Raw genomic sequence first — 15,753 nt, 5'->3', positions numbered from 1 at the left:
GTGCAAAGAACTTTCTTTGCACGCTTGATAACGAAAAGGAGTGCCAGAACATGCGCAAACCAATTATTGCCGGAAACTGGAAAATGAACAAAACTGCGAAAGAAGCAAAAGAATTTGCTGAAGCAGTCAAAACAAAAATTCCTAGCAACGAGACAGTTGACTCTGTGATCGGTTCGCCAGCTTTATTCTTAGAAACATTAGTGAATGCTGCTGAAGGAACAGAATTAAAAATTGCTGCTCAAAACAGCTACTGGGAAAATGAAGGTGCCTTTACTGGTGAAACTTCACCAGCGGCTTTAGCAGATCTAGGTGTTGACTATGTCATCATCGGCCATTCAGAACGTCGTGAATACTTCCATGAGACAGATGAAGACATCAACAAAAAAGCCAAAGCAATCTTTGCAAACGGCATGATCCCAATCCTATGCTGTGGTGAATCTTTAGAAACCTATGAAGCTGGCAAAACAGCGGAGTGGATCGAAGGACAAATCACTGCAGGCTTAGACGGTTTAACAGACGGTCAAGTAAGTAATCTTGTGATTGCGTACGAACCAATCTGGGCAATCGGTACTGGTAAATCAGCGGATGCAAACATCGCAGACGAAATTTGTGGCGTTGTCCGCAAAACCGTTGAAAAATTATACGGCAAAGAAGTTTCAGATAGCGTGCGTATCCAATACGGCGGTTCTGTAAAACCTGAAAACATTACTGAATACATGGCAAAAGAAAATGTTGACGGAGCATTAGTTGGCGGCGCAAGCTTGCAAGCTGATTCATTCCTAGCATTATTAGATGCTGTAAAATAATTTCATTTTCATGAAAATAACATTTGCAGAATCGTGATTTTTTCACTACAATTAAGTTGTTCGCAAGGGGTATTCCCCTTAAGATAAAACAAACTCAAAGGAGAGACAAAACATGTCAATTATTACTGATGTTTACGCACGCGAAGTCTTAGACTCACGTGGTAACCCAACTATCGAAGTAGAAGTCTACACAGAATCAGGTGCTTTCGGCCGCGGAATGGTTCCTTCAGGAGCTTCAACAGGTGAACACGAAGCAGTTGAATTACGTGATGGCGACAAAGCTCGTTATGGCGGTAAAGGTGTAACGAAAGCAGTTGACAATGTAAATAACATCATTGCAGAAGCTATCATCGGCTACGATGTCCGTGACCAAATGGCTATCGATAAAGCAATGATCGCTTTAGACGGAACTCCTAACAAAGGCAAATTAGGCGCAAACGCGATTCTTGGTGTTTCTATCGCTGTTGCTCGTGCAGCTGCTGATTACCTAGAAGTACCTTTATACCACTACTTAGGCGGATTCAATACAAAAGTATTGCCAACTCCTATGATGAACATCATCAACGGTGGTTCTCACTCTGACGCACCAATCGCTTTCCAAGAATTCATGATCTTGCCTGTAGGCGCACCTACATTCAAAGAAGGCTTACGTTGGGGTACTGAAGTATTCCACGCTTTGAAATCAATCTTGTCTAAACGTGGTTTAGAAACTTCAGTAGGTGACGAAGGTGGTTTCGCTCCTCGTTTTGAAGGAACTGAAGACGGTGTTGAAACAATCTTAGAAGCAATCAAAGCTGCTGGTTTAGAACCAGGTAAAGATGTATACCTAGGATTTGACTGTGCATCATCAGAATTCTACGAAAACGGTGTTTACGACTACTCTAAATTTGAAGGCGAAAACGGCGTAAAACGTACTGCTGCTGAACAAGTTGACTACTTAGAAGAATTAGTTAACAAATACCCAATCATCACTATCGAAGACGGTATGGATGAAAATGACTGGGATGGTTGGAAACTATTAACTGAACGCTTAGGCGACAAAGTTCAATTAGTAGGGGATGACTTGTTCGTTACAAATACTGAAATCCTTGAAAAAGGGATCAAAAACGGTATCGGTAACTCAATCCTGATCAAAGTTAACCAAATCGGTACATTGACTGAAACTTTCAATGCAATCGAAATGGCGAAAGAAGCTGGTTACACTGCAGTAGTTTCTCACCGTTCAGGTGAAACAGAAGATTCAACAATCTCTGATATCGCAGTTGCAACAAACGCTGGCCAAATCAAAACTGGTTCTCTTTCACGTACTGACCGTATTGCAAAATACAACCAATTACTACGTATCGAAGACCAACTTGGTGAAGTTGCTGAATACAAAGGCTTGCAAGCTTTCTACAACTTAAAAAATAAATAATCTCTCGATTATTGCTTTGCTCTGAAAGAGTAGCGGTTGATTTAACAGTCAGCCGCTGCGATTTCAGAGCTTTTTTGTTGTCTCGATTCATTCATTGAAGACAATGACCATTCATCTAAGATAACTGAAAGTACTCATTTCTTCTTTATTTTCTTTTTTAGAAAAAAGAGATTATAGTTCTGGCTTATCAAAATTCTAAAATAAAAGAAAAAAGGTTAGGAGAAAAAAATGGCTTATGATTATTTGATCGTTGGTACAGGACTTTTTGGCTCAGTTTTTGCTCATGAAGCAGCGAAACGGGGACATACAGTGAAAATGTTAGAAAAACGGACACATATTGGCGGCAATTGCTACACAGAAAAACAAGCAGGAATCGACGTACATAAATATGGTGCGCACATTTTTCATACATCGAGTAAAAAAATTTGGGATTATATCAATCAGTTTACTGAATTCTATCCCTATATTCATGCACCAATTGCAAACTATCAAGGTGAGTTATATAATCTTCCTTTTAATATGAACACATTTTACCAACTGTGGGGAACCAAAAATCCTACTGAAGCTCGAATCAAAATATCGACCCAAATTGAAAAGACAGGAATAAAAAGACCACGAAATTTAGAAGAACAAGCTCTTTCTTTAGTCGGGACAGACATCTATCACAAACTGATCAAAGGCTACACTGAAAAACAGTGGGGACGAGAATGTGATCTTCTTCCTTCTTTTATTATCAAAAGGCTGCCTATTCGGTATACCTTTAATAACAATTATTTTACGGATATTTTTCAAGGAATACCCAAATTGGGCTATACACAAATGATTCAAAAAATGCTTACACATCCACTAATTGATATTTCTTTAGAGACTGATTTTTTTGCAGATCGCACACGTCATGAAGCCTCTTCTAAGAACATTGTTTATACTGGAATGATTGACCAATATTTCGATTATTGTTATGGTGAGTTGGCCTATCGGTCTTTACATTTTGAAACTAAAGTCTATGACACGGATAATTACCAAGGAACAGCAGTCATGAACTTTACAGACAGTCAAACGCCCTATACGCGAATCATTGAGCATAAACATTTTTGTCCAGTGGTGACAAAAAAAACAGTTATCACTAAAGAATACCCGAAAGAGTGGAAGAAAGGAGATATTCCTTACTACCCAATCAACGATCAAAGCAATAATGCATTGTATCGCAAGTATGAGAAATTGGCGCAACAGCAAAAAAAATGTTTATTTGGTGGGCGCCTAGCCAACTATCGCTATTATGATATGGACGATACGATCGCAGCTGCTTTGAAGCTTGTTCAATACGAATTTCCAGCAGAGTAACTTCTTTTATTGGAGAGGTTGCTTTTTTTTGTCCCGATTCTGGGACAAAACGTAACTTTTTTACTAGCTATGAAATAATTAGTTGTCCTATCTTATAAAGAAATAGGACTTGGGGAAGCTTGTAAAAATATTTTTACGAAAGGGGAGAAAAATAAACGTAATGAGTAAAAAGAATAATTATCGAAAGTTGTTACGATCCAATAAAAGTGAACGCTACAAGATGTATAAAAGCGGAAAACATTGGGTGTATGCAACGATCACTTCTTTTACTGGCATTGCTGGATTGAGTATCACGCCAATCGTGGCGCATGCTTCAGAAATCACACCGCCATTAGATGCAAGTAAAGAAGCAAATGCCGAGAATGTCTTGGCAAATAAAACGACTACCAAAATACCGGCTTCATCGACACAAGAAAGTGAAGCTACTTCGCTCTCTGAAAGTACGCAGCCATCGGAAAGTTTTTCTGAATCCGAAAGTAATACGCAGTCACAAAGTGCGACAGAGTCAACTAGTTTAACAGAATCACAGAGTGTGAGTGATTCAGAAATTGAAAACAATGTTACCAGTATTGAAGAATCCCAAAGTGTTTCTGAATCAATGAGTCTTTCTGAGGAGGAGAGTGTGTCCGAATCAGAAAGTTTGAGTATCTCAGAAAGTACTTCGATTTCAGAAAGTGGTTCGTTGTCGTCAAGTGCATCAGAATCGACCAGTTTATCAATGTCACGATCTACAAGTGTTTCTCATTCAACGTCAGTAAGTCAAAAGAACCCACCAAAACAAACAGTCACCGAAAAAAATAAAGTAGAATCACAAAAAGCACAAGAGCTCTTTGATCAATTAGTGCCTAAGAAAGTACAAGCTTCGGTTGACACTACAACGAATTCATTAGAAATAGTAGTCAAAGATGGCAATTCACCAAGTACATCTTTGATACGAGCAGCGCAGCAATATGCTAGTGCCAATAACTTGATTGCAAGTTTTGCAATCACCACTCAATCAGGGCAGATCATTAAAATCAACGTTTCTGCAGATCCGGATATGGGTCGAGAAGAATTTGAACAGGCAATCAATGATGGAAATAAAACCAATTCACCTTCTGGAGTAACAGTTGATGTGCCTGATCAAGTGAAGAATAAAGATTTATACAAACAAACCGCTATTGCTAATGGCACGTATGCGGCAGTTAATGACTGGGCTACCTTAAAAGCAGCGTATGGAAATTCTTCGATTACCTATATCGAGGTCACCGCCAATATTACAGCAGCTACTAATGTGGCTACTCGTGATTTAGGTTGGCGCGAAACGAGTGTGATTATTGACGGGAATGGTTTTACAGTCAATATGGCAGGAGCAGCGTTTAATGTAGGGGCAAGTTCTACGGTTCGCGGTTCTATTTTTACGATCACAAATATTAACTTGATTCATTGGCAGTCAGGCACCAACTCAGGAGACAGTGGAACGGGCTCGGCGGATGCAGTGATTGATTCAAGGTCGGCAACAGGTGGTTATGGATACTGGTACTTCAATATCGATAATGTCACTCTCGAAGGACGAGATGGTGTTAGTGGAACAGATACTGCTTATCAACCACGACGACTACTGGATGCTGAGGATAGTCAAGTGACTTTATCTGGCAAAATTGTTGCCAATGTAAAACAAGAATTGATGCAAATTGGGGAAGTAGCTATCGCTAATGGGTCCCATGTAGAGTTGAACCGAACAGCTGGTACCACTGGTTATTCCATGTTTTACTATATGGCGATCCGAGGGAACAATGCGAGTGATACAGGATTCAACCATACCTTTAAAGTAGGTGATGGTGCGACAATTATTGGTAACGAACTTAGTACCTATAATAGTAACAACTATCCCCTTGTCTATTATGGATTTAACTCAATCACTGTTGGAGATGACGTAACCTGGAAACAAGACGGCTTCCAAATGCTCCTTGATTTTTCTCGTTATTCAGGAAGTCAATCAAATGACCGAACTGCAACTTTTGGACAAAATCTGCAAATGACGGCTACGCGTACAGTAGGTTCTAACTCACTGAATGTCACGAATAGAGCGGTTGTTACATTTAATGCAGGAACGGTGCTTGATTTACAACAATGGAATGCCAATACTGTTGTAAACGTTGCTTCTGGCGCAACCATTCGCTTTATTTCACCGCGAGCATTGCACTTAGCACGTTTAACTTCTTCAGGAGCTGTTTCGGCTGGCCGATTGATTACAGGTTCGGGAACATTTGTCATGAATAATTCTCAGATTAGTACATGGCAAGGCAGCAGTAGCCAAACCGCTGCTCCAGAAGGAAACCGTAACTTAAAATTCGTAGAGATGACTATTTCAGGTACGACAACCACCATTAAAGATACGGCTGGAAATGTTACTACATCTAATATTGTAGATACCTCTACCCGTGAATTAGCGACTGTTGCTATTGCACCAGGAACTGTAACTGTAAACTATGTTGATCAGTATGGCAATATTATCAAAACTGTTGATATGCCAATTGATCCAGACGTTAATTACATTGGTGAGTATCTTGATTTGCAAACGTTGGAGTATGCAAATGAGTTAATGCCTGATAATTACATGTGGGCGATTGGTACCCAAGTCGCTAGTTCTGCGAAAAATGATGGCCAAAGTGGTGGAGATAGTACGACTGATGCTGATAATGGGGATAGTTATGGACAAGCGACAGTTGCGATCGTTCCGATGGAAAACACCAATTATACCTATAATATTTATGTATACGGTGTTGCCAATAATTCGGTTCAGTACCAATATGTTGACGTTAAGACAGGTCAAGTGATCTCTTCTGAGTACATGAATGCTGGTACCGAAGCTTCAGGAACAGATAGAATTCCTGCAAACTATGGAAATGTTATCGATTGGACCAATAGTTACTATACTTCGACGAATTTACCTCCTGGTTACTATTATGCAACAGGTGCAGTATTAAATGGCAACGTCCAGCCTGGATCTACAACAGTAGGAACAGGTGCGAGTCTAACCACTATTTATGTTGTAGCAGATACACAAACAGTCAACGTAACATTTGTTAATTCAGATGGTCGTCCATTACAAAACCAAACTGGCACAGTTGCCATCAATGGGACTACCGGACAAGAAATAAGTTATGCGGATTTAATTGCGGATTACCTCACTCAAACCGGCTATTATGCAGATCAAACAGGGACATTTGTTTTTGATAATACTAGCAATAATGGTAGTACGACAGATAGTGATCAACAGTTTATTACAATCACTCTTTATCCGTCTTATCAAGAAGTCGGTGTCGTTGGGAATAACCAACCGGAATCAGATCCGGCTACAGGAGAAGCATTTGAGCAAATCCCGGGAACAGTCACTGTTGGAAAATATGGTACTTCTGGCGTTTCAAACGAAAGTATCACTCTTGGTGTAACAGATGCAGATTTAGAGAGAAATGGATATATTTATACGGTTACAGGACCAGATGGAGTAGTCTACAATACATTAGCGGAAGCTCTGGCTGCCAATCAAACTTTTGACACTACTAGCAATGGAGCATCTCAAATGGATTCTTCACCTCAGATGTTCACGGTCAATTATGAGCAAGATCCAGTATCATTGTCTACCTCAGAGTCTGTTTCGGGAAGTGAATCATTATCTGAATCCATTATTACTTCTACTTCAGAATCAGAAAGTGTTTCTCTTTCTCAATCGATTTCAGAAAGTGACTCTTTATCAGAATCGATCTCTGTTAGTGATTCAGAATCAATGTCTACATCAATGAGTGAGTCTGTTTCAGTGTCAGAATCAGAGAGTGACTCATTGTCATCGTCGATTTCGGAAAGTGAATCTGATATGAATGATTCGACATCTGAATCATTATCAACATCAATCTCTACTTCAACTTCTTTAAGTGATTCAGAATCGGTTTCGATTTCATTGAGTGACTCAGAATCAGCGTCTCTTTCAACAAGTGAATCTACTTCAGTGTCGGACTCAGAGAGTGGCTCGTCATCGACCTCTATCTCAGAAAGTGAATCAATGTCTCTTTCAATTTCGATTAGTGATTCAGAATCTTTATCAGAATCCCTATCTGAAAGTATTTCAACATCTATTTCACTGTCGGATAGTGATTCAATGTCAGAAAGCCTTTCTGCATCAGAATCGTTATCCATATCAGCTAGTGTTTCTGAGTCAGATTCAGAAAGTGATAGTTCTAGCTTTAGTGCCTCTGTTTCTGGATCATTGAGCAACAGTACAAGTGATTCTGAAAGCTTATCTTTATCTGAGTCAGTATCAGTTTCACTCTCGCAATCACTCAGTGAATCCACTTCACTATCATTGTCAGAGAGTGATTCAGTATCAGAAAGTATTTCAGCATCAGAATCATTGTCTGTCGCAATTAGTGAATCTGATTCTTCTTCGCTTAGTGAGAGCATTAGTTTCAGCGAATCTATTTCTGATTCATTGAGTACCAGCATGAGTTTATCAGAAAGTTTATCGGAATCAGACTCGATCTCAAATTCAATTAGTACGTCGATGTCATTGAGCAATAGTGAGTCTACTAGCGAATCAGCAAGCTTCAGTGGCAGCACAAGTGTGAGCAACAGCGATTCCACAAGCGCAAGTACGTCAGTGAGCGAATCAACATCTACAAGTGTTAGTGAGTCGATAAGTACCAGCACATCAGTTAGCGATTCATTATCGTTAAGTAACAGTGAGTCAATGAGCTTGAGTACCTCACTTAGTGATTCCTCCTCATTGAGTGCCAGCATTTCGACCTCACTAAGTGCAAGTGACTCTGCAAGTTATAGCAGCAGTACGAGCGTAAGTAATAGCGATTCGACAAGCGAAAGCATATCTGCAAGTAATTCACTTTCAGTAAGTAATAGTGAGTCAACAAGTGCAAGTACGTCAATCAGCGATTCTTCCTCATTGAGTGCCAGCATTTCGACATCATTAAGTGCAAGTGACTCTGCAAGTTATAGCGGCAGTACGAGCGTAAGTAATAGCGATTCGACAAGCGAAAGCATATCTGCAAGTAATTCACTTTCGGTAAGTATTAGTGAGTCAACAAGTGCAAGTACGTCAATCAGTGATTCATCATCATTGAGTACAAGCATTTCGACATCCCTAAGTGTAAGTGACTCTGCAAGTTACAGTGGTAGTACAAGTGTAAGTAACAGTGACTCCACAAGCGAAAGTACGTCAGTGAGCGAATCAACATCTACAAGTATCAGTGAGTCAACAAGTACTAGCACATCCATTAGCGATTCATTATCGGTAAGTACAAGCATCAGTAATAGTGAATCAACAAGCCTGAGCACCTCGATCAGTGATTCATCATCATTGAGCACAAGCATTTCGACATCTCTAAGTGCGAGTGATTCTGCAAGTTATAGCGGCAGTACGAGTGTAAGTAATAGCGATTCTACAAGCGAAAGTATATCTGCAAGTAATTCACTTTCAGTAAGTATTAGTGAGTCAACAAGTGCAAGTACGTCGATCAGCGATTCTGCATCATTGAGTACAAGTATTTCGACATCTCTAAGTGCGAGTGATTCTGCAAGCTTCAGCGGCAGTACGAGCGTAAGTAACAGCGATTCCACAAGCGAAAGTACGTCAGTGAGCGAATCAACATCTACAAGTATCAGTGAGTCGACAAGTACAAGTACGTCAAGTAGTGAATCAACCTCTACAAGCATTAGTGAGTCGACAAGTTTGAGCACATCGATCAGTGATTCATCATCATTGAGTACAAGTATTTCGGCATCATTAAGTGCGAGTGAATCAGCAAGCTTTAGCGGAAGCACAAGTGTAAGCAACAGTGAGTCGACAAGTACAAGCACATCAGTCAGTGATTCATCATCATTGAGTACAAGTATTTCGACATCTCTAAGTGCGAGTGATTCTGCAAGCTTCAGTGGTAGCACAAGTGTAAGCAACAGTGAGTCGACAAGTACAAGTACGTCAAGTAGTGAATCAACCTCTACAAGCATTAGTGAGTCGACAAGTTTGAGCACATCGATCAGTGATTCATCATCATTGAGTACAAGTATTTCGGCATCATTAAGTGCGAGTGAATCTGCAAGCTTCAGTGGTAGCACAAGTGTAAGCAACAGTGAGTCGACAAGTACAAGTACGTCAAGTAGTGAATCAACCTCTACAAGCATTAGTGAGTCGACAAGTTTGAGCACATCGATCAGTGATTCATCATCATTGAGTACAAGTATTTCGGCATCATTAAGTGCGAGTGAATCAGCAAGCTTTAGCGGAAGCACAAGTGTAAGCAACAGTGATTCCACAAGTACGAGCACGTCGATCAGTGATTCATCATCATTGAGTACAAGTATTTCGGCATCATTAAGTGCGAGTGAATCAGCAAGCTTTAGCGGAAGCACAAGTGTAAGCAACAGTGATTCCACAAGTACGAGCACGTCGATCAGTGATTCATCATCATTGAGTACAAGTATTTCGGCATCATTAAGTGCGAGTGAATCAGCAAGCTTTAGTGGTAGCACAAGCATAAGCAACAGTGAGTCCACAAGCGCAAGTACGTCAGTGAGCGAATCAACATCTACAAGCGTTAGTGAGTCGACAAGCTTGAGCACATCAATCAGTGATTCATCGTCATTGAGTACAAGTATTTCGGCATCATTAAGTGCGAGTGAATCAGCAAGCTTTAGCGGTAGCACAAGTGTAAGCAACAGTGATTCCACAAGTACGAGCACGTCGATTAGCGATTCATTATCAGTAAGTACAAGCATCAGTAACAGTGAATCAGCAAGTACAAGCACATCAGTCAGTGATTCATCATCATTGAGCACAAGCATTTCGACATCTCTAAGTACGAGTGATTCTGCAAGCTTTAGCGGTAGCACAAGTGTAAGCAACAGTGATTCCACAAGTACGAGCACGTCGATTAGCGATTCATTATCAGTAAGTACAAGCATCAGTAACAGTGAATCAGCAAGTACAAGCACATCAGTCAGTGATTCATCATCATTGAGCACAAGCATTTCGACATCTCTAAGTACGAGTGATTCTGCAAGCTTTAGCGGAAGCACAAGTGTAAGCAACAGTGAGTCCACAAGCGCAAGTACGTCAGTGAGCGAATCAACATCTACAAGCGTTAGTGAGTCGACAAGCTTGAGCACATCGATCAGTGATTCATCATCATTGAGTACAAGTGTTTCGACATCTCTAAGTGCGAGTGATTCAGCAAGCTTTAGCGGAAGCACAAGTGTAAGCAACAGTGAGTCCACAAGCGCAAGTACGTCAGTGAGCGAATCAACATCTACAAGCGTTAGTGAGTCAACAAGTACTAGCACATCCATTAGTGATTCATTGTCTGTAAGTACAAGCATCAGTAACAGTGAGTCAACAAGTACTAGCACATCCATTAGTGATTCATTGTCTGTAAGTACAAGCATCAGTAACAGTGAATCAGCAAGTACAAGCACATCAATCAGTGATTCATCATCATTGAGTACAAGTGTTTCGACATCTCTAAGTGCGAGTGAATCAGCAAGCTTTAGCGGAAGCACAAGTGTAAGCAACAGTGATTCCACAAGTACGAGCACGTCGATCAGTGATTCATCATCATTGAGTACAAGTATTTCGGCATCATTAAGTGCGAGTGAATCAGCAAGCTTTAGTGGTAGCACAAGCATAAGCAACAGTGAGTCCACAAGCGCAAGTACGTCAGTGAGCGAATCAACATCTACAAGCGTTAGTGAGTCGACAAGCTTGAGCACATCAATCAGTGATTCATCGTCATTGAGTACAAGTATTTCGGCATCATTAAGTGCGAGTGAATCAGCAAGCTTTAGCGGTAGCACAAGTGTAAGCAACAGTGATTCCACAAGTACGAGCACGTCGATTAGCGATTCATTATCAGTAAGTACAAGCATCAGTAACAGTGAATCAGCAAGTACAAGCACATCAGTCAGTGATTCATCATCATTGAGCACAAGCATTTCGACATCTCTAAGTACGAGTGAATCAGCAAGCTTTAGCGGTAGCACAAGTGTAAGCAACAGTGATTCCACAAGTACGAGCACGTCGATTAGCGATTCATTATCAGTAAGTACAAGCATCAGTAACAGTGAATCAGCAAGTACAAGCACATCAGTCAGTGATTCATCATCATTGAGCACAAGCATTTCGACATCTCTAAGTACGAGTGATTCTGCAAGCTTTAGTGGTAGCACAAGTGTAAGCAACAGTGATTCCACAAGTACGAGCACGTCGATCAGCGATTCATTATCAGTAAGTACAAGTATTAGTAACAGTGAATCAGCAAGCCTGAGCACATCAGTCAGTGATTCATCATCATTGAGCACAAGCATTTCGACATCTCTAAGTGCGAGTGATTCTGCAAGCTTTAGTGGTAGCACAAGTGTAAGCAACAGTGAGTCCACAAGCGCAAGTACGTCAGTGAGCGAATCAACATCTACAAGCGTTAGTGAGTCGACAAGCTTGAGCACATCAATCAGTGATTCATTATCATTGAGTACAAGTGTTTCGACATCTCTAAGTGCGAGTGATTCAGCAAGCTTTAGCGGAAGCACAAGTGTTAGCAGTAGCGAGTCCACAAGCGTAAGTACGTCATTAAGTGATTCATCATCGCTAAGTACAAGTATCAGTAACAGTGAATCAGCAAGTACAAGCACATCAATCAGTGATTCATCATCATTGAGTACAAGTATTTCGGCATCCTTAAGTGCGAGTGATTCAGCAAGCTTTAGTGGTAGCACAAGTGTAAGCAATAGCGACTCCACAAGTGCAAGTACGTCGATCAGTGATTCATCATCGTTAAGTACAAGTGTAAGCAACAGTGACTCGACAAGTACAAGCACGTCGATCAGTGATTCAATGTCTGTAAGTACAAGTATCAGTAACAGCGAATCAGCAAGCCTGAGCGCATCGATCAGTGATTCATCATCGTTAAGTACCAGTGTGAGTGATAGTGATTCGACAAGTACAAGTGCCTCAATTAGCGATTCAATGTCTGTAAGTACAAGCATCAGCAACAGTGAATCAACAAGCTTGAGTACGTCGATCAGTGACTCGTTATCTCTAAGCACAAGTACTTCGTTGTCATTAAGTGCGAGCGATTCTACAAGCTTTAGTGGCAGCACAAGTGTAAGCAACAGTGAGTCAACAAGTACGAGTACGTCATTGAGTGACTCATTATCAGTAAGTACAAGTATTAGCAACAGTGAGTCAGCAAGTATTAGTACTTCACTAAGTGATTCATCATCATTGAGTACTAGTGGTTTAATGTCACAAAGTGCAAGCGACTCTGCAAGCTACAGCGGTAGCACAAGTACAAGTAATAGTGAATCAACAAGCATTAGTACGTCTGTGAGCGATTCACGGACTAGTGAAAGTCAAAGCTATAGCAGCAGTACTTCAGCCAGCTTGAGCATGAGTACTAGTGTCAGTACTTCGGTTAGTGACTCTGCTTCAATTAGTACAAGCATCAGTAACAGTGAATCGAATAGTTTGAGTACGTCAATTAGTGATTCACGATCAAGTATGAGTGAAAGTTTTAGCAGCAGTACCTCAGCAAGTATTAGTCTAAGTACTAGTGACAGTACTAGCTACAGTAGCAGCACCTCAGCAAGCATAAGTACAAGTACTAGCGATAGTACAAGTATTAGTAATAGTGCTTCTGAAAGTATGAGTGAAAGCTTGAGTATCAGTACATCAATGAGCGACTCATCGTCAATCAGTGCTAGCTTGAGCAATAGCGATAGTCTTTCAGAAAGCAGATCACTAGCAAGTGAAAGTCAAAGCTACAGTAGTAGTACTTCTGCGAGTCTAAGTCTGAGCACGAGTACTAGCAGTTCATTAAGTGATTCATCGTCAACTAGCGCGAGCAACAGCTACAGTTTGAGTAATAGCTTGAGCCAATTGACAAGTGACTCACTTTCCGAAGGTATTAGTTTAAGTAATAGCCTAAGTAATAGTTTCAGTCAAAGTACTTCAGCTAGCACGAGTTTGAGTTCAAGTACAAGTCTAAGTGAACAATTATCTCAATCAGTCAGTGCCAGCGAGTCACGGAGTGATAGCCTAAGCTATAGCAGCAGCACATCAATTAGTACGAGTGAAAGTAGCAGTACTAGCTTGAGCGAATTACTATCTCGTTCAACCAGTGCCAGTGAATCACGGAGCAATAGCTTGAGCCAAAGCACAAGTACTTCGTTGAGTGTCAGCAACAGCTCTAGCTTAAGTTTAAGCGAAATGAACTCTCAATCTAGCAGTGCGAGCGAATCACGGAGTGATAGTGTAAGCAATAGCATGAGCACATCAACCAGTGACAGCTTAAGTTCTAGTACGAGTGTAAGTGATTTACTTTCTAGATCAGAGAGTGCAAGTGAATCTAGAAGTGATAGCCTAAGCTATAGCGGCAGCACGAGCGTAAGTAACAGCTTAAGTTTAAGCGCGAGTCTAAGTGATTTACTATCTAGATCTGAAAGTGCCAGCGAATCACGTAGTTTCAGTATGAGTGATAGTGCAAGCACATCACTCAGCAATAGCGATAGTGCAAGTGATAGCTTAAGCGATCTATATTCAAGATCGAACAGTTCTAGCCTTTCAACCAGTGACAGTACAAGTACAAATGATTCTGTCTCAGCAAGTGCTAGTGAGAGCACCAGCATTTCACAATCTACTAGTACAAGTCTAAGCGAATCGGCATCAATCAGCACATCGCTTAGCGAAAAACAAGAAGTGATTGAATCTCAAAGTGTGAGTGCTTCGACAAGTGATTCACAAAGCTCTAGCACCAGTGAATCAGTTAGCGTCAGCATCAGTACTAGCGAAAGCGAGCGGAATAGTACGGAAGTTACACCTAGCGAATCAACCTCCATTAGCGAAAGCATTAGTACAAGTGAAAGTGTCCGAGATTCCGAATCGGTTAGTTCAAGTGACAGTACAAGTTTGAGTCAATCTATGAGTACGAGCGATCAAGCCTCCGCTTCTGAAAGCACAAGCAACAGTTCTAGCATTCGCGATTCTGAGTCTGAAAGTGCAAGTATTTCTACGGAAGAAAGCCGCAGCTTCAGTACAAGTGAGTCGATTTTTGCAAGTGAAAGCACATCAATCAGTCAAAGTGACAGTACAAGTATGAGCGAATCAGCTAGTGAAAGTACCAGTATTAGTGACAGTGAACGTGGTTCAATGTCTGATAGTGCAAGTGTAAGTGATTCGACTTCAACAAGTGACAGTACAAGTGTGAGTGAATCTGTTAGCGAAAGTACCAGCATTAGTGACAGTGAACGTGGTTCAATGTCTGATAGTGCAAGTGTAAGTGATTCGACTTCAACGAGCGAAAGCCTAAGTGTGAGTGAATCTGTTAGCGAAAGTACCAGCATTAGTGACAGTGAACGTGGTTCAATGTCTGATAGTGCAAGTGTAAGTGATTCGACTTCAACGAGCGAAAGCCTAAGTGTGAGTGAATCAGCTAGCGAAAGCACCAGCATCAGCGATAGTGAACGTGATTCAATGTCAAATAGTGCAAGTGTAAGTGATTCGACTTCAACAAGCGAAAGCCTAAGTGTGAGTGAATCAGCTAGCGAAAGCACCAGCATCAGTGATAGTGAACGTGATTCAGTATCACTTAGCGCCGAATCAAGTGATTCTGGGTCAGCAAGCGATAGTCTGAGTGCTAGCAACTCGGCTAGTCAGAGTGAAAGCTTTAGTGCCTCTGATCGAGATTCAGTTTCCATGAGCGCTAGTGAATCAATCAGCGATAGTACCAGCGTGAGTGAATCTGCTTCGCTAAGTACAAGTACAAGTGATATCAACTCTGATATCGTCAGTGAATATCACAGCAATAGCTTGTCTGAGAGTCTATCAGAGCTGCAATCACAATCAACTAGCCAATATCATTCACTTTCGGCAAGTGAGTCTATCAGCGGCTCTACTTCAACACCATCAAGTTCTAATCAGAACAACGGAGTGAATGGAAATACAGTAACGCCAATTGGCAACACTGGAGTAGGGGGTCGTACGACCAGTGCATCTGGTTCTACTCTTCCTAAGACTGGCGAATCTGATGCAAGTGGTATTCAAATGTCTCTTGCTGGAATTGCCACGCTGTTAGCTGCTATTGCTTTAATGAAAAAGAAAAAAGATGAAGCAAAGCGTGAAACAGAGTAACCCGTTAGTTTTGGTTTGTG

At 41.0% G+C, this 15,753-nt stretch carries 4 protein-coding genes; all 4 read left to right on the top strand.

Features of this window, described 5'->3' with window-relative positions:
* Nucleotides 1-50: 50 nt before the first annotated feature.
* The 4 genes from tpiA (at nt 51) to IGI78_RS12155 (ending at nt 15,733) form a co-directional block, all read left to right on the top strand.
* Nucleotides 51-806 carry a triose-phosphate isomerase gene (gene tpiA, locus IGI78_RS12170; protein ID WP_430618045.1) on the top strand — a complete coding sequence of 252 codons (756 nt, stop codon included), beginning with the start codon at nt 51-53 and terminating at the stop codon, nt 804-806.
* 112 nt (nt 807-918) lie between these two features.
* Entirely contained in the window at nt 919-2,220 is a 1,302-nt protein-coding gene (eno, locus tag IGI78_RS12165) for a surface-displayed alpha-enolase (RefSeq protein ID WP_005234360.1), read from the top strand.
* 228 nt (nt 2,221-2,448) lie between these two features.
* Nucleotides 2,449-3,561 carry a UDP-galactopyranose mutase gene (glf, locus tag IGI78_RS12160; RefSeq protein WP_194195071.1) on the top strand — a complete coding sequence of 371 codons (1,113 nt, stop codon included), beginning with the start codon at nt 2,449-2,451 and terminating at the stop codon, nt 3,559-3,561.
* A 160-nt stretch (nt 3,562-3,721) separates the two neighbouring features.
* A complete protein-coding gene (locus IGI78_RS12155; protein ID WP_430618044.1) occupies nt 3,722-15,733 on the top strand; it encodes a KxYKxGKxW signal peptide domain-containing protein in 12,012 nt (4,003 codons plus the stop codon).
* The last annotated feature ends 20 nt before the right edge of the window (nt 15,734-15,753 follow it).

Source organism: Enterococcus sp. DIV1767 (assembly GCF_050542585.1).
Classification (GTDB): Bacteria; Bacillota; Bacilli; order Lactobacillales; family Enterococcaceae; genus Enterococcus_D; species Enterococcus_D innesii.
Note: the sequence above shows the minus strand (reverse complement) of the source record. Positions and strands in the feature narration are given on the sequence as shown.